A 19,128-nucleotide genomic window follows, 5' to 3' on the forward strand; every position below is an offset into this window, starting at 1 on the left:
ATCGAAGAGATGGAGTACTGCGCATGAGCGAGATCGTCGTGATCGGTGCCGGCGTGGGCGGTCTCGCCGCCGCTGTGCGCCTGGCCGCGGCCGGGCATCAGGTCAGGGTGTTCGAGCAGGCGCAGACCGCGGGCGGCAAACTGGGCGTGATCTCCCACGAAGGGTTCGTCTTCGACACCGGACCGTCGCTGGTGACCCTTCCCGACATCCTCGAGGATCTGTTCGCCGCGACGGGGGTGTCGGTGCGCGACGTCCTCGATCTCCAGCGCCTCGACACCGCCGCGCAGTATCGCTTCCCCGACGGCACCGTGCTCGACATGCCGGGTGAGCTCGCGCAGATCCCGGCGGCCATCGATGCAGCACTCGGCGCCGGCCGCGGTGCCGAATGGTCGGCGTTCCTACGACGCGCCGAACGCATGTGGGATCTCTCGCGGGAGATGTTCCTCGAGTCGCCGCTCACCGTCTCCGCGATGCGTCGGCGACCGCCCCCGCCGTTGTCGGCACTCGGTGCGATCTCGCCGCTGCGCTCCATGCGCGGGTTGGGTCGTCGGTACTTGAAGGACGAGCGGCTGCGCATGCTGCTCGACCGGTACGCCACCTACACCGGGTCCGACCCGCGGCGCGCACCGGCGGCACTGGCGACCGTGCCGTGGTCGGAGCAGGCCTACGGATCGTGGTACGTGGCAGGTGGATTGGGTCGCATCGCCACGGCACTGCAGGAGCGGCTCGACGCGCTCGGGGGACGTATCGAGTTCGACACCGAGGTCACCGCCATCACCACCGACCCCTCGGGACGCGTCGACGGGATCAGCCTCGCCGACGGGCGCCGGATCTCCGCCGACACCGTGGTCGCCAACGCCGACGCGCGGACCGTCTACGGCTCGCTCATCCGCACGCCGACCGCGACTCGGATGGCGAAACGTGTCCGGACACCGACACCCTCGTTCTCCGGGTTCGTGCTGCTGCTCGCGGTCGACGATCCGCCCGCCGATCAACCGCACCACCAGATCCTGTTCGCCGAGGACTACGACGCCGAGTTCGACGCCCTGTTTGGCCGCAACGGCGGACCCCGGCCGGTCGAGCGCCCCACGGTCTACATCAGCGCACCGGACGATCCCGCGATCGTCCCCGGGCCGGACACCGGCGCATGGTTCGTTCTCGTCAACGCCCCGCGACACGACCCCGCGGCCGGGATGGACTGGGATGCCCCCGGTCTGGCCGAGGACTACGCCGACAGGATCTTGCAGATCATGGCCGACCGCGGCGTCGACGTGCGTGCGCGGGTGCGCCATCGGCAGATCCTCTCCCCGGCCGAACTGGAGCGCCGCACGCTGACCCCCGGAGGCTCCATCTACGGTTCGTCGTCGAACGGGCCCCGCGCGGCGTTCCTGCGGCCGGGCAATGAATCCCGCATCCCCGGGCTCTACCTTGTCGGAGGCTCCTCCCACCCCGGAGGCGGACTACCGCTCGTGATGCTCTCGGGCAAGATCGTCGCCGAGCTGATCGGCCCGGCTGAGGAGTCCGTCAGCGACGCGTGAGTTCGGCGACCGCGGCGAGGAGGTCGTCGATGTCGTTCTCTCGGTGGACGAACGAGGTCACGAGACGGACCGTGCCCGGTGCCCAGCGATCGTGGTAGAAACCGTAACCGCGATCGAGCAGCCCGGCGATGAGGTCGTCGGGGAAGTGGAAGAAGAGGATGTTCGCCGCCAGATCGCCGAGGATCCGTACCCCCGGTGCCTGCGCGAGTCCTTCGCGGAGGCGAGTGGCCATCGCGTTGGCATGGCGCGCGTTGCGGAGCCAGAGGTCATCGGAGAGGTACGCGTGCAGCTGTGCGGTCTGGAACCGCATCTTCGAGGTCAGTTGACCACCGCGCTTGTGGCGATAGGACAGTTCGGTGCGCAGCGCCGGGTCGAAGGAGATGATGGCGTCGGCGGTGAGCGCACCGTTCTTGGTGGCGCCGAACGACAGGATGTCGATGCCACTGCGCCAGGTCATCTCCGCCGCGGTGACGTCCAGCGTCACCAGGGCATTGGCGAACCGGGCACCGTCCATGTGCACCCGCAGCCCGGCGTCGTGGGCGATCCGCGACAGCTCCCGGATCTCGTCGAGGCCGTAGACGCTGCCGGATTCGGTGGCCTGGGTGATGCTCAGGACGCTGGGCTGCACGCTGTGGACGTCACCGCGTCGGCGAGCCACCGCGGCGCGCAGGGCGTCGGGGTCGATGCGTGAGTCCGCACCCTCGAGCCCCACGATCTTCGCGCCGTCGGCGAAGAACTCCGGTGCCCCGGCCTCGTCGGTGTCGATGTGGGCGGTGCGATGACCGAGCACCGACCCCCACGGCGGCGTGAGCGCGGCGATCGCGATGCCGTTCGCGGCCGATCCGGTACCGACGGCGAACACATCGGCCGGCCGCTCGAACACCTCGGTGACCTTCGCGACCAGTGCTCGCGAGTGCTCGTCGTTGCCGTAGGGAGCCGCGAGTCCCGCCGATGCCGCGGTGACCGCGGCCAGGATCTCGGGGGACCCACCGGCGGCGTTGTCGCTGAGGTATCCGCGCAGGGGTGCGGGGGAGTCGGGCATGGGTGCCTTTCGCTCACGAGCTATGGACCTGAGCATAGAATTCGGGTAAGACGTTCACTCACCACCTTTACGCGACGCAGGGAGCAGACGTGCAGGCATTTCGGGACGCAGTGGAGGCCGCCGACCACGAGGCCATGGAGCGATTGTTGGCCGAGAACGTCGTCTTCCGGTCTCCGGTCGCGTTCAAGCCGTACTCCGGTCGCCCGGTGACCGCGGGGATCCTGCGTGCGGTGTTCCGGGTGTTCGAGGGCTTCCGCTACGTGCGACAGATCGACGACGGCGACGACCACGTCCTCGTCTTCGAGGCCGAGATCAACGGCCGCAGCGTGAACGGGTGCGACATCCTGCACACGAACGCGGACGGCCTCATCGAGGAGTTCACCGTCATGGTGCGGCCCCTGTCGGCGGCGAACGCCCTCGCCGAGCGCATGGCCACCGAGTTCGCCCTCGAGATGGAGCGGATGAACACCTCGGCACAGTAGGCTCCGCGCCATGAGGCGTGCGGTGTTGGTGCTGGTCGGGCTCATCGTGGCACTCGCCGCGATGTTCGCCCCGGTGGTGTTCGCCTCCAGCGACGACGCCGCATCGGGCACCGAGAGTGCCACGATCACCGACTATCAGGCCCAGTTCGACGTCGCCCGCGACGGCACGCTCCGCGCCACCGAGACCCTCCGCGTCGACTTCCCGCTCTATCGCCACGGCATCTTCCGCTTCTTCGACGTGGTCGACCCGAACAACCCCGACGCACGATTGGTCCCGAAGGACATCGGGGTGACCCGCGACGGACGCCCCGACGGCCTCGACGTCAGCACCGAGAGCGGCGGACGGTACGTGGTGGCGAAGATCGGCGACGCCGACGAGACCATCACCGGCTCACACGTCTACGTCATCACCTACACCGTGCCCGGCGCGCTGTCGGCCCCGCTGAGCGGGCGTGACGGCGCGCAGTTCTACTGGAACCTGATCCCCGGCGGCTGGCAGATGCCGATCGAGCGCAGCGCGCTGACGGTGAATCTGCCTGCCGCACCGCAGGACACCCGCTGTGCCGTCGGCGCGGCGTCCGATACCGGGTGCACGGCGACCACGACCGGGAACTCGCTGATGGTCGTGACCGGTGCCCTCGAACCGCATACGCCGGTCACCGTGCAGTCCTCGCTCGACGTACCCGCACCGGGGCGGGTGAGCGTGCCCTGGTCGGTGACCCTCGATCCCGTCCTCGGCCGCTCGGTGTGGTTGGTCGTCGTGATCGGCGTGCTCGCGGTGGTGGCCGGCATCGCGGCGTGGCTCATCGTGCGCACCACCCACGAGAGTTCGCCGGCCTTCCCGCTGATGTACGGCCCTCCCGAGGGCATCGGGCCCGCACAGGGCGCCTACCTGTTGACCGAGACCGTCACCGACGACCACTTCGCCGCGACCATGCTGCAACTCGGCGAGGCGGGGGTCGCGACGCTGGAGAAGGACGGCACCACCTGGCGGATCAGCGGCAAGGACGGGAACTGGGACGCACTCGACTCCGTCACCCGGCAGGCCGCGTCGACGCTGGGCATCGCGCCGGGGCAGACCTTCGTCGCCGATCCCGACGATGCCGAGGGCGGCAGATCACTGCGCGAGTCGCGACGGGCTTTCGACGGTTCGGTGTCGGGGTGGGCCCGCGGCGCGGGGCTCATGGAGCGCGCCGGCCTCGGCGGCGCCGGGCGTGTGCTGTTGATCGTCGGGGTGATCGCCGCCGCGGTGTTCTACTTCATCAACCCGTTCGACCGGTCGATGTTCGGTCTGCCGTTCGCGGTCTTCGCCGTCGTCGCGGTGCCGGTGCTGGCGCCCGGCGCGATGACGTTCCGCACCAAGCGCGGTCGTGACGTGTGGTCGCAGCTGGGCGGATTCCGCCGGGTGCTGGGCACCCCCTCGAGCGAGGCGCGATTCGACTTCAGCGGTCGGCACGAGCTCTACACCAAGTACATCCCGTGGGCCGTCGCGTTCGACGTCGCCGATGAGTGGGCCGAGAAATATCGCGTCGCGAATCGACAGGAGCCGCCGACGCCCGGATATCTCAACGCCGGGCACGGCCTCGGCGTCGGGTACGGACTGGGCTCGATGAGTTCCTTCTCGTCGGATTTCACCTCGTCGGTCGCCTCCTCGATCTCCTCCTACGAGGCCACCCAGCAGTCGTCGAGCAGCAGTGGCGGCGGCGGGTTCTCCGGTGGTGGGGGAGGCGGCGGTGGTGGCGGCGGATCCTGGTAACCAGCAACAGCTTTCGAGAAAAGGAAGGTCCTCGTGCTCATCGCTCTCATCGTGATCGTGGTGCTCATCGTCGCCGCCGTGGCGTTCGGTGTCATCGGATTCAACAAACTGAAGAAGGCCGACATCGGTGCGCAGGAGGCGCTCGGTGGTATCGACGTCCAGCTGACGCGACGGGCCGACCTCATCCCGAACCTCGTGAACACCGTGAAGGGCTATGCGGCCCACGAGAAGGGCGTGTTCGAGGCGGTCACCGAGGCGCGTTCGCGGGTCGCGGCCGCGGCGCAGGGTGATGCGGTGCCCGAGAAGGCCGCCGCGGACGCGCAGCTGAACAAGGCGCTCGTCGACGTCATGGCCGTGGCCGAGGCCTATCCCGATCTCAAGGCCAATCAGGGTTTCCTCGATCTGCAAGGCCGGCTGGCCGAGACCGAGAACCAGATCTCCTTTGCCCGCCAGTTCTACAACGACGCGGTCACCACTCTCAACACCCTGGTGCAGACCATCCCGTGGATGTTCTTCGCCGCCTTCGCCAAGGTGTCGACCCGCGAGTTCTACAAGGCGCCTGAAGGCCAACAGACTCCGCCGACGGTGAGCTTCTGACACCTGGCCGGGCGGGGGACAGCCAACAGGCGCCGCCGACGGTGATCTCCTAGGCCAGGAACTGCTCGATCGCGTCCGCGGCGGCCGCGACACCGCCATGGGCGCGGACCTCGGCGCTGACCTCGCCAGCTCGGCCGGACAGTTCTTCTGCGGCGGCGACGGCGTCGGCGAGCGCCTGGGCCGTCACCTCGGTGCGCGACAGCTGCACTCCCACTCCGACTTCGACTTCGACGAGCATGTCGGCGTTGCCGAACTGGTCGACGGCCTGGGGGATGGCCACGGTGGGCACGCCGGACCATAGTGATTCGGTGCAGCCGCCCATCCCGGCGTGGGTGATGAACACCGACGCTGCGTCGAGGACGGCGAGCTGCGGAACGTGCTGATACAGCTGCCACGTTCGGTGGGAGTTCACCTATGTCGGCAGGGTCGACGCGGTGGCCGATGGAGATGACCACCTGCCAGTCGGTGCCGGCGAACGTGTCGATGCACAGGCGATAGAAGTCGGGATGTTCGTTGAAGCCGGTGCCGAACGAGACGTAGAGGATCTTCCCGTCGGGTGGGGTCCAGCTGCGGTCGGCCAGGCGCACCGGATCGAGACAGGGTCCGACGAACTGCACATGGTCGCCGACGCGATCGGCGTGCGGCTGCATCACCCTCGGGATGAGCGACAGGCAGTGCTCGGGATAGGTGATCCAGTCCCAGGGGTCGGTGTCGATGTCGTTGCTGCGCAACCACTCCGCATACACCGCGTGGTACCGCACGCCGCTCGCCGAACTGCGCAGGGGACCGATGACGTCGGCGAGATCCTCGGCGTAGCCGTCCCACGCCACGTACGCGGGGGACAGCTGTACCGCGGGTACGCCGTAGCGCGCACCGAGAACGGGTGCGGCCATACCGCCGATGTCGTAGAGGAGCAGATCAGGTCGACCGTCGTCGTAGAAACCGGTCAGCACCGGGAACGCCGCGATCGTCTCGTCGAGGAACACGTGCATCGCCGCGGCAGGATCGTCGGGCCACGCATCCTGGCCCGAAGGGAGAATCGATTCCCACGAGACGATCTCGACGCCGTACGGCTCGACGATCGATGCCGCCGATCGGCCCACTGCATAGGTGATCCGATGTCCGCGCCGCACCAATTCGGCGATGACGGCCAGCGACGGGTAGATGTGACTCGGGGCTGTCGTGCCGATCATCGCGATGTGCATGGATCCGAGCGTAGGTGGCCGATCGCAGACTCCGCGAGCCGTTTTCGACAGGGGTCAGATACGTGGGCCGATGGTCGCGACGAGTGTCCAGGTGCCGGCGCGGGTGTATCTGCCGGCGACCCCGCTCGCGGTGATCTCCTCAGCGGGAATCATTCTCGGCTCGATGAGCTGATGGCGTCTGCCGGCCCGCCGGATCTCGCCGCCGTTCGCGGCGATCAGGTTCTTCACCCACTGGGTGTGCGGGCCGTAGAGAACGGGTATCGCGAAACCCTGTGGCGTGTGGAAACCGACGACGGGCGTGCGATAGGCGCGCCCGGATGTCCGGCCCGTGTGCAGGACGACCGCCCACGGCGGGATCAGCCAGGCCCACAGGCCCTGCACACGATTCGTCACGTGCTTGTTCACCGTCGCGACCACACTCGGGATCTGCATGGTGGGTCATGGTAGCGAGGTTCATATTCTTCGTGGCGGATGTCGGAAGGCGCGGGTACACTCGAACACGTATTCGACAGATGGTTCGGGGGGGGATCATGGACACCGCGCAGGACGCCGGAGTGGTTGTGCTGCAAGCGGTCCTGTCGTCTCTCGGCGACCTCCCACCCGCGGACACCGAAGCGTCGGCGGTCGACCAGATCGCACTTCTCGAGTCGGCGAAGGCGGCATGTGCTGCGGCGCAGGCACAGCAGACCATGCGCCTGGAGGAACTCCGTCTCGAATCGGAGGCCGCCGCCGGTGTACCGAAGGCTCGGCAGGGTCGCGGTTTGGCCGCGGAGGTCGCGCTGGCCAGCAGGCCTCGGGGTCAGTCGGCGGTCGGTACCTCGGGTTCGCGCGAGCGTTGATGCGCGAGATGCCCTACACGCGTGCGGCGTTGGCCGCGGGTGCGCTCACCGAGTGGCGGGCGACGATCCTTGTTCGCGAGACCGCGCACCTCACGCCACATGATCGCGCCGAGATCGACCGCCGCCTGTGTGCCGACGTATCCGCGCTCGACGGTGTCGGCGACCGGGCGTTGGATGCCGAGGTCAGGCGGATTGCTTACGAACTCGACCCGCACGCAGTGGTGGACCGGCACACCCAGGCGGCGAAAGACCGCCGAGTGTCGACCCGACCCGCGCCCGACGGGATGGTCCGGCTCTCAGCCCTGCTGCCGTTGGTGTCGGGGATCTCGGTGTTCGCGGCGCTGAGGAGGCATGCCGACGCCACCGTTGGCGTCGACGACCGCACGCACGCGCAGGTGATGGCCGATGCCCTCGTGGAGCGGGTGACCGGTGTCGCCACGGTCGACGCGTTGCCGGTGGCGGTGAATGTCGTGATGTCCGACGAGGTCTTGGCCGGGAACGGCGGTGCGGCAGCCCATGTCACCGGGTACGGACCGATCCCCGCGGACATTGCTCGCGCGATGGTGGCCACCAGTCTCGACGCCGACGCGGCCACCACGCTGCGGCGCCTCTTCAAGGCACCGTCGAGTGGAGCCCTGGTGGCGATGGAATCCGCCGCACGCCTGTTCCCGACCGGTCTCAAGCAGTTCTTCGACTTCCGCGATCAATCGTGTGGGATCCCGTACTGCGACGCACCGATCGCCGAATACGATCACGCCAACCCCCACGCGAACGGCGGCCCGACGTCAGCGTCGAACGGGGGCGGTATGTGCCTGGCGCACAACCGCGCCAAACAGAACCCCGGATGGCGGATGACCACCGCCGACCACACCGACACCACGCGCCATACCGCGACGATCACCACACCCACCGGGCACAGCCACGTCTCGCGCGCGCCGGCACCCCCGGGCCACCACGATGAGACCGTCAGTCTCGTCGAACGACAACTCCGCGCGTTGCTGGACGCTGCCTAGCTGCGTGCCCGCTTGGCCAGTTCGACGGTGGCCGCACGCAGATCGTCGATGGAATCGATCGGCGTCGCGTATCCGACACGGGTGTAGGCGATCCCGCGGGGTGTCGACACCTTGAGATCCAAGCCGTAGCGATCGGCCGCGGTGCACGTCGCACCGGTCGCGTCCGGGAAGCCGCCGAGTGCCCGGGCCATCGCGGTCAGCGAGTCGGCATGGTCGTCGTTGAGGTGATCGATCGCGACGGCCGCCTTCGGCGACACCGCATCGGGCTGCGCCGCCAGGTAATCCGCAGCCGAGGCCGAATCCATCCGGCCGTAGCCGCCCACCCAGCGCACACGCTCCACCCGCAGCACCCACAGGGTCAAGTCGCTGTAGTCGATGTAGTACTTCGCCGCTGCCACCGCCGCGAGATGCGCCTCGCGCGCCGCGGTGTACTCGTCGCCCGTCGGGCGCTCGACCCGGCCGGCGAGCGTGATCCGTCCGCTCGCGAGCGGATCGGGATCGGTGGTGGGGGCGACGATCGCGAGACTGGCGCGCGCATCCCCGGAGAGATTGCGGCCGTGCTCGGCCATGTGCGAGACACACAGCACCGGTTGACCGTCGAGCAATCCATAGGTCACGTACGAGGCCCAGGGCTCACCGTCGGCGGTGAGGCTCGCCAGCGTCGCCGTCGAGGTGGAAGCGGCGATCGTGCGAGCCTCCTCGGCGGCACTCGGCCGCGCATCGTTGGTGACCGGTGTCAGGGGCGCGGGCACCGAGGGTGCGTCGCCGGGATCGCCGTGATCACGCAATGTCTCGGCCACGGGTCAGTTGCCTCCCAGCGCTGATGCGGCGGCGCGTCCGGCGGTGCGCCCCGAGAACAGGCAGCCACCGAGGAACGTGCCCTCCAATGAGTTGTACCCGTGCACCCCGCCGCCACCGAACCCGGCGGCCTCGCCGGCCGCGTAGAGGCCGTCGATCGCGACACCCTCGGAATCGAGGACACGGGAATCGAGGTCGGTCTGGATGCCGCCCAACGACTTCCGGGTGATGACGTGCAGCTTCACACCGATCAGCGGGCCGTCCTCGGGGTCGAGGATCTTGCCGGGCGCGGCGGTCCGGCCGAGCCGCTCACCGATGAACGCCCGCGAATTGCGGATGGCCATGATCTGGCTGTCCTTGCTGTAGGCGTTGTCGAGCTGGGAATCGCGCGCCTCGATCTGTTCGCGGATCGCCAGCGAGTCGAGCAGCTCGGTGTCGGTGAGCTTGTTCATCCCCGCGACGAGCTCCTCGAGGGTGTCGGCGACCACGAAGTCGGCGCCGCGGCGCATGAACGCGTCGACCGGTCCCGGTGCCGACGAGCTCAGGCGCTCGCGGGCCATGGCGAGCTTGCTCTTGCCGGTGATGTCGGGGTTCTGCTCCGATCCCGACAGCGCGAACTCCTTGGCGATGATCCGCTGATTGAGGATGAACCACGAATGATCGTGCTCGGCGATGTCGGGTGTGGTCCGCAGGTGCTTGAGAGTGGCGAGGGTGTCGAAGCCGGGTAGGCACGGGTCGGGGAGTCGTCGACCCAATGCGTCGAACCACATCGATGACGGTCCGGGCAGGATCCGGATGCCGTGGGAGGCCCAGATCGGGTTCCAGTTCTGTACGCCCTCGGTGTAGTGCCACATACGGTCTCGGTTCACCAGGCGCGCGCCGGCCTGCTCGGCGATACCGAGCATCCGGCCGTCGACGTACTCCGGGACACCGGTGATCATCGTCGTGGGGGCGGTGCCCAGACGCTCCGGCCAGAACTCGCGCACCAGGTCGTGGTTGCCGCCGATACCGCCGGTCGTCACGACCACCGCCTGCGCCCGCAGCTCGAAATCGCCGACCGCCTCCCGCGAGGTGGGTGCGCCACGCACGGCACGGTCGGGTGCGAGGACGGTGCCGCTGACACCGACCACCGCTCCGCCCTCGCGGATGATCGCGTCGACGCGATGTCGGTGGTGGAAGGTGAGGGTGCCCGCCGCGGCGGCGCGGTGCGCGTGGGCGATGAACGGCTCGACCACACCGGTACCGGTGCCCCACGCGACGTGGAAACGCGGCACGGAGTTGCCGTGGGCGTCGGCGCGCAGACCGCCGCGCTCCGCCCACCCGACGGTCGGCAGGAACTTCACGCCGTGGCCGTCGAGCCACGGACGCTTCTCCCCGGCGGCGAACTCGACGTAGGCGCGGGCCCACTGCACGGCCCAGGAGTCCTCGTCGTCGAGCCGGTCGAACCGGGCGCTGTTGCGCCAGTCCTGCCAGGCGAGATCGAACGAGTCCTTCACCCGCAGTCGGCGCTGCTCGGGACTGTCGACGAAGAACAGCCCTCCGAACGACCACCAGGCCTGACCGCCGAGGTTCTCGGCGTTCTCCTGATCGAGCAGCGCGACACGATGCCCGACGCTGGTGAGTTCGTGGGCAGCGACGAGGCCCGCGAGGCCTGCTCCCACCACGATGACGTCGACGTCCACGCTGCACCCCTGTCGGTCTGTGCGTACCTGCGATCCTCGGTCGAGACTACTGCGCGGCGCGGCGGCGGTGAACGGGCATGATCGCTCGCATGGAGGGTGCAGGACAGGGAACCGGGACCGTGGTCGTGGTCGGGTCGATCAACGTCGACGAGGTCGCCGAGGTCGAGCGGATCCCGCGCCCGGGGGAGACGGTGCTGGCGACGGCGTCGCGGCGCAATGTCGGCGGCAAGGGCGCCAACCAGGCCGTCGCGGCCCGCATCGTCGCCGACGACGTCGCGTTCATCGGACGGGTCGGGTCCGACGCGCACGGCGACTTCCTGCGCCGGGGCCTGCGCGATCACGGAGTGGACGTCGAGATGCTCGGTGCGGTCGACGGTTGCGAGAGCGGTGCGGCCCACATCACGGTCGCCGACGGCGACAACACGATCGTGGTGGTCGGCGGCGCCAACCGGGCGTGGGATCGTCTCGACGACTCCGAAGCGGCTCGGGTCGGTGCCGCCGCCGTCGTGGTGTGTCAGCTCGAGATCCCGCCGACCGTGGTCGACGACGCGGCCGCCCACACGCGGGGCCGGTTCGTCCTCAACGCCGCACCCGCCGGGCCCGTCTCGGCGCCGACCCTGCGGCGATGCGACCCGGTGATCGTCAACCAACACGAACTCGCCGTCCTCACCGGCGCCGAGGTCGACGACGTCGCGTCGGTGACCGACGCTGCCACCGCGCTGCGCGCGCGAGGTGCGCTCAGCGTCGTTGCGACCCTCGGCGCCAACGGCGCCGTCTGGGTCACCGACGACGGCAGCGGGCACATCCCGGCACCGACGGTGCGAGTGGTCGACAGCACCGGTGCGGGCGACCTGTTCGTCGGCATCCTCGCCGCGCGCCTGGCGACGGGGACCCCGATGGACGACGCCGTCACCGATGCCGTCGCCGCGGCGTCCATGTCAGTGGGTGCGGTCGGCACCATCGACTCCTACCCGGCGCGTGGCGATCTCTGAACGGGGCGCGCCGACGTCTGATTTGGTCCACGGGCCGAGGCGGTTCAGGATGATCCGATGCTGACTGTGATCGTCCTCACCGCGATGGGGTCGTGGGGCGTCGTCTCCCCGGTGGCGGCGGTGCTGATCGGTTCGATGATCTCCCTGCGCGATGTCGGTCCGTCGCCCGCCGCGCCACCGCCGGCCACCGTGAGCGACCTGCATGCCCCGGCGTAGCGCCGGGCTCCTGATCCATCGCGGCACCGGCGACGGGATCGAGGTCCTCCTCGGCCATCCCGGCGGTCCGTTCTACGCCCGCAAGGACGACGGGTCCTGGTCGATCCCCAAGGGCGAGTACACCGACGAGGATCCCCTCGACGCGGCGCGACGCGAGTTCGTCGAGGAGGTCGGCATCGCGGTGCCCGACGGCCCGGCGGTCGACCTGGGTGAGGTGCGTCAGTCGAGCGGCAAGATCGTGACCGCGTGGGCCGTCGCCGGCGACATCGACGTGACCGTCGCGGTCAGCAACACCTTCGAGATGGAATGGCCGCCGCGGTCGGGAACACTCCAGAGCTTCCCCGAGATCGACCGCGTCGCGTGGTTCGACCTGCAGACCGCAGACACCAAGATCCTTGCGTCGCAACGGCCGTTCCTCGAGCGGCTGCGCGCCGCCGTCGGCTGACCCGTCGAGTCAGGCGGTCGCCGGGTCGAGGCGGTGTCGGATGAGGCGCGAACTGTTGGTCACCACGGCCACCGAGGACGCGTTGTGCAGGATCGCCGCCAACACCGGCGACAACGCCCCGCCCGCACCGACGAGCAGGCCCACGGCGTTCACCGCGATCGACATCCCGTAATTCTGGCCGATGAGATCGACGGTTCGGCCACCGAGTTCACGGACATCGACCAGGCGACGCAGATCGTCGCCGGCCAGCGCGATGTCGGCGGCCTCGACCGCGACATCGGTGCCCCCGAGGCCCATCGCGATACCGATGTCGGCCGCCGCGAGCGCCGGCGCGTCGTTGATGCCATCGCCCACGACCGCCACCACGTGGCCTGCCTCCTGCAGCGCGCGGACCGCCTCGAGCTTGTCATCGGGCAGCACCTCGGCGCGCCACTCGTCGATGCCCAGTTCGGCGGCCACCGCGGCGGCGGTCACCGGGTGGTCGCCGGTGAGCATGACGATGCGGGTCACCCCGACCCCGCGGAGATCACTGATCACCTGCGCGGCCTCGGTGCGGACCTCGTCGCGCAGACTGATCAACCCGACGAGTTCACCGTCGACGGCGAGCAGCAGCGGGGTCTCGGCGCGATGGCGCAGATCGTCGACCCAGCGGTCGGCGTCGTCGGTCACCGCGACACCCTCGCCCGACAGGAACGACGGACTGCCCAGCAGCAGGGTGCGTCCGTCGGCGCGTGTCCGCATACCCAGCCCGACCAGCACCTCGCACTCCTCGTGCGGCGGGATGGCGATGGCGCGTTCCTCGGTGGAGCGGATCACGGCCTCGGCCAACGGATGTCGGGAATGGATCTCCGAACTGGCCGCGTAGGCGAGGACCTGCTCGGGCTGCCACGCATCGTGGAACGAGACGACGTTGGTGACGACGGGACGCCCCTGGGTGAGCGTGCCGGTCTTGTCGAACACGACGGCGTCGAATCGGCCGGCCTGCTCGAGATGGGACCCGCCCTTGATCAGGATGCCGCGCCGGGCCCCGTTGCCGATGGCCGCGCTGATCGCGGTGGGGGTGGCCAGTCCGACCGCACACGGGCAGGCGATGAGGAGCATCGTCATGGCGCGGCGCACGTCGAGGGTGAAGGCAAAGGTCAACGCCGACAACGCGAACGACGCGGGCACGAAACGGCGCGAGAAGTTCTCGCCGACGGTCTGGATCTGCGCGCGGTCGTGCTGGGCCTCCTCGACGCGGGAGATGATGCGCCCGATCGTCGTGTTGTCGCCGACCGCCTGCGCACGCAGCACCAGTCGGCCGGTCACGACCACCGAGCCCGCGAAGATCTGGTGACCCTGCGCCACCGCGACCGGCAGGCTCTCGCCGGTGATCGCCGACTGGTCGACGAGGGCGTCGCCGTCGACGACGACGCCGTCGATGGGCACCGCGACGTGGTCGTGCACGACGACCTCGTCGCCGACCTGCAGCGTCTCGATGCCGACCTGCACCTCGGTCCCGTCGGCACCACGGACCCACGCCGTGTCCTGGTTGCCGCGCAGCAGGTCGGAGATGGCGCGACGGGTGCGCCGCAGCGTGAGGTCCTGCAGGAACTCGCCGATGTTGAGCAGCCACAGGACCGTGAGCGCGACGACGTTCTCGCGCAACAGCAGACTGGCCACCGTCGCCGCCGACACGAGGGCGTCGGTGCCCGCGGCCCGACCTCCCCGCAGCGATCTCAGTGCGCCGCGCAGGAACGGATAGCCGGTCACGATGGTGACGCCGGTGGCGGCCAGGCGGCTGGTGGGGCCGAGCAGTTGCGGGCGACGCAGCCCGTAGCGCCGGAAACCCAGCAGCACCAGCGCGACACCGCCGATGCTCATGCGCAGGATGTCGCCGCCTGCGACCTCCGCCGAATACGGGGCACGGGCCGGGAGAAGGTCGGAGGGCGTGTCGCGGGCGGTGGCGATCGCGGCCAGCACCTCGGGGACGGTGACCTGACCGGTGCGGTACCAGACCACCACCGACGCCGATCGTGGATAGGCGTGCACGGCGCGCGCACCGGCGAGCCGCAGCACCGACTCCTCGATGGCCACCGCGCCGGTGGCCGTGCCGCGCAGCCAGTCGACGCGGACACGCAGCCGACCGGCGGCGTCGGACAGGACGACCGGGGACGTCACAGCGACGACCGGCTCAGTGTTCGTGGGCGTGGCCGGCGTCGGCCGCCCCGGGCGGGGTGACCTCCTCGCCGATACGGCCCTTGGCCTCGGCGACGACGTCGGCGACCGCGAGCCGTGCGTTCTCGGCGGCGGCCTCGGCCCTACGGGTGCCGCGCAGGCCCCACGAGGTGAGCACGACCGCGGTGTCGCGGGGCGAGGACTTCGCGTACGCCGTGCGGGCCAGGTCGTATGCGGCCGCACCGACCGCACCGGTCACCACCGTGGTCGCCGCTTTTCCGAGAAGGCCGTGCAGGGGCATCGTCGCGCATCCTTTGCTGGGGGCTCATAGCCCGCGGAACGGTCCCGCGGCTGCCGTCAATCTACTCGATCCGGCGGCGCAGCTACGTTGTCGGAGCGCGGTATTAGGGTATGTGCATCAGTTGATGACTCGGGCGAAGGCCGGTCATCGCCGTCGATCGACAGCGACGGATCGAGAAGGGGAGTCGATGATCGAGAACACGGGTACCGCCGGCGCAGGCGACACCGGACGCCGGATCGTCGTCTTCGCGCCCGGTGACGGAAGTGACACCTACGCAACCACTCTGCGATCGGTGGCCGGCTTCTCCGAGGTCGCCTCGACGCGCGATTTCGCGGGTCAGGTGCTCGATGTCGACCAGAGCCGGTCGGCGCAGGCGACGATCTTCGCCGAACTCGGCGTCGCGATCGTCGATGCCGACGCCGACCAACTCGCCGCGCTGGACGCGCAGTGCTCGCCGCAGGGATCGATCCGGTTCATCGAACTCGAACGGGTGCAACGGATCCGGACCGCTTCCCCCGACTACCTGCGGGGCTATCGCGACGGTGTCAGCGACCTCACCGATCGCCTCACGGGCGCTGGTGTCGCCGCGGCCACACCCACCGGCCCGTTCGCCGACACCGACGAGTTCACCTGGGGACTGCAGGCGACCAGGGTGCCCGCGTCGGCGGCGACCGGGGCCGGCATCAAGGTCGCGGTGCTCGACACCGGGGTCGACCTCACCCACCCCGACCTCGCGGGCCGGGCGATCACCGCGCAGTCCTTCGTGTCCGGTGAGCCACCGCAGGACGGTCACGGTCACGGCACCCATTGCGTGGGCACGTCGTGCGGACCGCAGCGCCCGACGACCGGCCGCCGTTACGGCATCGCGTTCGAGGCGGAGATCTTCGTCGGCAAGGTGCTCTCGAACGACGGCGGCGGCCCCGACGCGGGAATTCTCGCGGGACTGAACTGGGCGCTGGCCAACGGCGTCCACGTGGTGTCGATGTCGCTGGGCGCCGACGTGGACCAGGTGTCGCAGGCCTACGAGACCGTCGGTCGTCGCGCCCTGGCCGCCGGCACCCTGATCGTGGCCGCCGCGGGCAACAACGCGAACCGCCCCACCGATCCCGGATTCGTGGGTGTCCCCGCCAACAGTCCGTCGATCATGGCGATCGCGGCGATCGACACCGCGCTCGCCGTCGCCCCGTTCTCCGCGCGGAGTAGTGCCGTCGACGGTGGTGGCGTCGACGTGGCCGCACCCGGTGTCGACGTCTACTCGTCGTGGCCGGTCGCGGTGGACCCCAAGCGCTACAACACCATCAGCGGCACCAGCATGGCGACGCCGCACGTGGCCGGCCTCGCCGCGTTGTGGGCGCAGAGCACCGGGCGCCGCGGTCGCGACCTGTGGTCGACGCTCACCCAGCAGACGCTGCGGCTCGACGCCGCCGCCTCGGATGTGGGCGCGGGAATGGTCCTGGCCCCCTGAATGACCCCGTGGACACAGACAGGCTCCGTAGACTCTGGGCCATGACCGACGTCACCATCACCGTCGACGACGACCACCTCGCCTCCATCGACGAGGTGGTCGCCGCGGTGCGCGCCAGCGGGGTTCAGGTGACGCAGGTGCACGCGGCCATCGGCATCATCTCCGGGACGATGGCTCCCGATGCCCGCCACGCACTCACCGCGATACGGGGAGTGGGTGCGATCGAGGAATCGCCGCAGTTCGGTGTGGCGCCGCCGGATTCGCCGATCCAGTAGCCCGCACCCGACTGCGAACCGCGCCGCGCGCACACCCGATGATCACCGCGCCGCCGACGATCATCGCCGAGGTCACGGGTTCGCCGAGCAGCGCCGCCGACCACACCAGGGTCAGGATCGGCTGGATCAACTGCACCTGACTGACCGCCGTCATCGGCCCCAACGCCAAGCCTCGGTACCAGGCGAAGAACCCGAGGAACATGCTCACGACACCGAGATAGGCGAAGGCCAGCCACTGACCCGAGGTGGCGCGGGGAGGGTCCACGACCCATTCGACCGCCGTCGCGGTGGTCATCACCGGCAATGCGACGACCAGCGCCCAGCTGATGGTCTGCCAGGCCCCGATCTCCCGGGCCATCAGACCTCCCTCGGCGTAGCCGACAGCGGCGAGGACCACCGCGCCGAGCAGGTACAGATCGCCGATCGTGGGCGCGGACAGTGCTCCGTGCGCGGCGAGCGAGTACCCGACGACCGCGACCGCACCGACCGCGCTGAAGGTCCAGAACCGGGGCCCGGGTCGCTCACCGGTGCGGATCACCACCACCGACGCCGTCACCGCGGGGAGCAGACCGATGATGACCGCGCTGTGGCCCGCGGTGGTCGTCTGCAGCGCCAGCGACGTCAGGACGGGGAACCCGCCGACGATGCCGAGCGCGATCACGGCCAGTCGCGCCCACTGGGTGCCGCGGGGGACGCGGCTGCGCGTGACGAGCAGGGCGATGGCGGCCAGGACGCCGGCGACGACGGCACGGGCGGTACCGACGAACAGTGGATGCAACCCCTCGACGGCGATGCGCGTGAACGGCACGGTGAACGAGAACGCCAGCACACCGAGGAAGCCGAAGGCGAGGCCCGACGACCGCAAACGCGATAGCGGTGCGCTCGTAAATGCGATAGCGCTATTCTCTGTACTCATGGAGAACGATAGCAGTGACCGGATCGTGCGTCATCTGCGCAGTCTGGTCGCCGAGTCCGGGCCGGGCGGGCGGTTGCCGTCGACCCGGGTGCTGGCCCGCAGGTTCGGTGCCGGCCCGGTGACCGTGCAGAAGGCCATCGGTCACCTGGTCGCCGAGGGATCGGTCGAGACACGTCCAGGGGCAGGCACTTTCGTCACCCGACCGCCGACCGCGCGGCGCGCTCTCGAGGTCGACTGGCAGACCACGGCCCTCGGCCCCGAACGCAGTGGTCCCTCACCGATCGGGTCGACCCTGCGTGGAATCGATGCCGACACGATCGCCATGCACGGGGGATACCCGGCGATCGACCTCATGCCGATGCGCGACGTGCGATCGGCACTGACACGGGCCGCGCGGTCGGACGAGGCGTTCGACCGTCCACCGGTGACCGGGGTGGCCGAGCTGCGCGCGTGGTTCGTGCGGGAGCTGTCCGCCGACGGCGCATCCGGATCCGGTCGGGGCCAGCCGTGGCGCGAATCCGACGCCGTCATCACCTCGGGCGGTCAGAGCGCGTTGTCGGCGGTGTTCCGCGCGCTCGCCGGACCGGGGGAGTCCATCGTGATGGAATCACCCACCTACTGGGGTGCCATCGCCGCGGCACGACAGGCGGGTCTGGTGATCGTGCCGGTCGCGCGGACGACGCGGGCGCCGTCGGCCGACGACCTCGACGAGGCGATGCGGGCGTCGGGTGCGCGACTGTTCTACGCGCAGCCCAACTTCGCGAACCCGACCGGCGCCCTGTGGACCCCCGACGAACGTCGTGCGGTCCTCGACGTCGTCGCCGACCGTCGCGGGTTCCTCGTCGAGGACGACTGGGCCCACGATTTCGCGATCGACGCCCCGGTCGCGCCGGTGGCGGCCGACGACACCGACGGTCACGTCGTCTACATCCGGTCGCTGACCAAGTCGGCGTCGCTGGCGCTGCGGGTCGCGGCGGTGATCGCTCGGGGGCCGGCGCGCCAGCGCATCTCCAACGCCCTCGCCGTCAGCGACCTGTACGTGTCACCGATCCTGCAGCGCGCCGCCCTCGACGTGGTGACCCGACCGGCGTGGCGCACCCACTGCACCCGGCTGCGGCGCGACCTCGCCGAGCGCCGCGACCGACTCGTCGCCGCGATCGGTGACCATGCACCCGGGCTGGAGATCACCCACATCCCGCGCGGTGGACTGAATCTGTGGCTGCGACTGCCCGAGGACGTCGACGCGGAGGTCTTCGCCGCGCGCAGTCTCGCTGCGGGGGTGTCGATCTCGCCGGGAGCCGAGTGGTTCCCGGCCGCGGTCGCCGGACCCTACATCCGGTTGAACTACGGCAGCGCCGACCCGACGCGGCACGTCGAGGCGGCCCGCATCCTCGAGTCGTTGCTGTGAG

Annotated in this window: 19 protein-coding genes and 1 pseudogene; 12 read left to right on the forward strand and 8 right to left on the reverse strand. The window is 69.8% G+C overall.

Translation table 11 applies throughout. The features are described from left to right. The first annotated feature begins 23 nt into the window (after positions 1-23). Positions 24-1,538, forward strand: coding sequence for a phytoene desaturase family protein (locus tag OG579_RS20035; RefSeq protein WP_328857376.1), 1,515 nt, complete (start codon positions 24-26; stop codon positions 1,536-1,538). On the opposite strand, the gene OG579_RS20040 is transcribed toward OG579_RS20035, so the two are convergent. After that, positions 1,525-2,580 carry a threonine aldolase family protein gene (locus tag OG579_RS20040; protein WP_328857377.1) on the reverse strand — a complete coding sequence of 352 codons (1,056 nt, stop codon included), beginning with the start codon at positions 2,578-2,580 and terminating at the stop codon, positions 1,525-1,527. The genes OG579_RS20035 and OG579_RS20040 overlap by 14 nt on opposite strands. Before the next feature lie 89 nt (positions 2,581-2,669). Here OG579_RS20040 and OG579_RS20045 point away from each other — a divergent pair, with 89 nt between their 5' ends. From OG579_RS20045 to OG579_RS20055, 3 genes are read left to right on the forward strand one after another with little or no spacing between them, the layout of a single operon-like run. Beyond that, complete coding sequence (locus tag OG579_RS20045; protein ID WP_328857378.1) at positions 2,670-3,062, forward strand: nuclear transport factor 2 family protein; 393 nt, start codon at positions 2,670-2,672, stop codon at positions 3,060-3,062. Between the two features lie 10 nt (positions 3,063-3,072). Further along, positions 3,073-4,818: a DUF2207 domain-containing protein gene (locus OG579_RS20050; RefSeq protein WP_328857379.1), complete on the forward strand. Its 1,746-nt coding sequence runs from the start codon at positions 3,073-3,075 to the stop codon at positions 4,816-4,818. Positions 4,819-4,851: 33 nt separating this feature from the next. After that, entirely contained in the window at positions 4,852-5,415 is a 564-nt protein-coding gene (locus tag OG579_RS20055; RefSeq protein ID WP_328857380.1) for a LemA family protein, read from the forward strand. Positions 5,416-5,464: 49 nt separating this feature from the next. On the opposite strand, the gene OG579_RS20060 is transcribed toward OG579_RS20055, so the two are convergent. Beyond that, complete coding sequence (locus OG579_RS20060) at positions 5,465-5,827, reverse strand: nucleotide disphospho-sugar-binding domain-containing protein (RefSeq protein WP_328857381.1); 363 nt, start codon at positions 5,825-5,827, stop codon at positions 5,465-5,467. Between the two features lie 275 nt (positions 5,828-6,102). Here OG579_RS20060 and OG579_RS20065 point away from each other — a divergent pair, with 275 nt between their 5' ends. Beyond that, complete coding sequence (locus OG579_RS20065; protein ID WP_328857382.1) at positions 6,103-6,231, forward strand: hypothetical protein; 129 nt, start codon at positions 6,103-6,105, stop codon at positions 6,229-6,231. A 443-nt stretch (positions 6,232-6,674) separates the two neighbouring features. On the opposite strand, the gene OG579_RS20070 is transcribed toward OG579_RS20065, so the two are convergent. Beyond that, entirely contained in the window at positions 6,675-7,052 is a 378-nt protein-coding gene (locus OG579_RS20070) for a nitroreductase family deazaflavin-dependent oxidoreductase (RefSeq protein WP_328857383.1), read from the reverse strand. A 98-nt stretch (positions 7,053-7,150) separates the two neighbouring features. On the opposite strand from OG579_RS20070, the pseudogene OG579_RS20075 reads away from it, so the two are divergent. After that, positions 7,151-8,472: pseudogene (locus OG579_RS20075) on the forward strand (DUF222 domain-containing protein). On the opposite strand, the gene OG579_RS20080 reads toward OG579_RS20075, so the two are convergent. Then, positions 8,469-9,272, reverse strand: coding sequence for a HugZ family pyridoxamine 5'-phosphate oxidase (locus OG579_RS20080; protein WP_328857384.1), 804 nt, complete (start codon positions 9,270-9,272; stop codon positions 8,469-8,471). The pseudogene OG579_RS20075 and the gene OG579_RS20080 overlap by 4 nt on opposite strands. Positions 9,273-9,275: 3 nt before the next feature. Next, positions 9,276-10,952 (reverse strand): FAD-binding dehydrogenase, encoded by a 1,677-nt coding sequence (locus OG579_RS20085; RefSeq protein ID WP_328857385.1) that lies wholly within the window; start codon positions 10,950-10,952, stop codon positions 9,276-9,278. A gap of 89 nt (positions 10,953-11,041) precedes the next feature. Here OG579_RS20085 and OG579_RS20090 point away from each other — a divergent pair, with 89 nt between their 5' ends. The 3 genes from OG579_RS20090 to OG579_RS20100 are packed head-to-tail and all read left to right on the forward strand — an operon-like array spanning position 11,042 to position 12,605. Then, the gene (locus OG579_RS20090) at positions 11,042-11,944 is read left to right on the forward strand and encodes a ribokinase (RefSeq protein WP_328857386.1); all 903 of its coding nucleotides are present in this window, start codon (positions 11,042-11,044) and stop codon (positions 11,942-11,944) included. A gap of 57 nt (positions 11,945-12,001) precedes the next feature. Then, positions 12,002-12,160, forward strand: a complete 159-nt coding sequence (locus OG579_RS20095) for a hypothetical protein (protein ID WP_328857387.1) — start codon at positions 12,002-12,004, stop codon at positions 12,158-12,160. Next, positions 12,147-12,605, forward strand: coding sequence for an NUDIX domain-containing protein (locus OG579_RS20100; protein WP_328857388.1), 459 nt, complete (start codon positions 12,147-12,149; stop codon positions 12,603-12,605). Before OG579_RS20095 ends, OG579_RS20100 begins: the two co-directional genes overlap by 14 nt. 9 nt (positions 12,606-12,614) lie before the next feature. On the opposite strand, the gene OG579_RS20105 is transcribed toward OG579_RS20100, so the two are convergent. Together OG579_RS20105 and OG579_RS20110 are read right to left on the reverse strand one after the other, a co-directional pair. Then, on the reverse strand, positions 12,615-14,765 hold the full coding sequence (locus OG579_RS20105; protein ID WP_328857389.1) for a heavy metal translocating P-type ATPase: 2,151 nt from the start codon (positions 14,763-14,765) through the stop codon (positions 12,615-12,617). A 13-nt stretch (positions 14,766-14,778) separates the two neighbouring features. Then, positions 14,779-15,063, reverse strand: coding sequence for a DUF1490 family protein (locus OG579_RS20110; RefSeq protein WP_328857390.1), 285 nt, complete (start codon positions 15,061-15,063; stop codon positions 14,779-14,781). Between the two features lie 187 nt (positions 15,064-15,250). Between OG579_RS20110 and OG579_RS20115 the strand changes: the two genes are divergently transcribed. Together OG579_RS20115 and OG579_RS20120 are read left to right on the forward strand one after the other, a co-directional pair. Further along, positions 15,251-16,528, forward strand: a complete 1,278-nt coding sequence (locus OG579_RS20115) for a S8 family serine peptidase (RefSeq protein ID WP_328857391.1) — start codon at positions 15,251-15,253, stop codon at positions 16,526-16,528. A 41-nt stretch (positions 16,529-16,569) separates the two neighbouring features. Further along, on the forward strand, positions 16,570-16,803 hold the full coding sequence (locus OG579_RS20120) for a hypothetical protein (protein WP_328857392.1): 234 nt from the start codon (positions 16,570-16,572) through the stop codon (positions 16,801-16,803). Here OG579_RS20120 and OG579_RS20125 read toward each other — a convergent pair. Then, positions 16,724-17,668: a DMT family transporter gene (locus OG579_RS20125; protein ID WP_328857393.1), complete on the reverse strand. Its 945-nt coding sequence runs from the start codon at positions 17,666-17,668 to the stop codon at positions 16,724-16,726. The two genes, OG579_RS20120 and OG579_RS20125, sit on opposite strands and share 80 nt — an antisense overlap. A gap of 49 nt (positions 17,669-17,717) precedes the next feature. On the opposite strand from OG579_RS20125, the gene OG579_RS20130 reads away from it, so the two are divergent. Next, positions 17,718-19,127 (forward strand): aminotransferase-like domain-containing protein, encoded by a 1,410-nt coding sequence (locus tag OG579_RS20130; protein ID WP_328857394.1) that lies wholly within the window; start codon positions 17,718-17,720, stop codon positions 19,125-19,127. The last annotated feature ends 1 nt before the right edge of the window (position 19,128 follow it).

Source organism: Williamsia herbipolensis (assembly GCF_036153515.1).
Lineage (GTDB): Bacteria > Actinomycetota > Actinomycetes > Mycobacteriales > Mycobacteriaceae > Williamsia_A > Williamsia_A herbipolensis.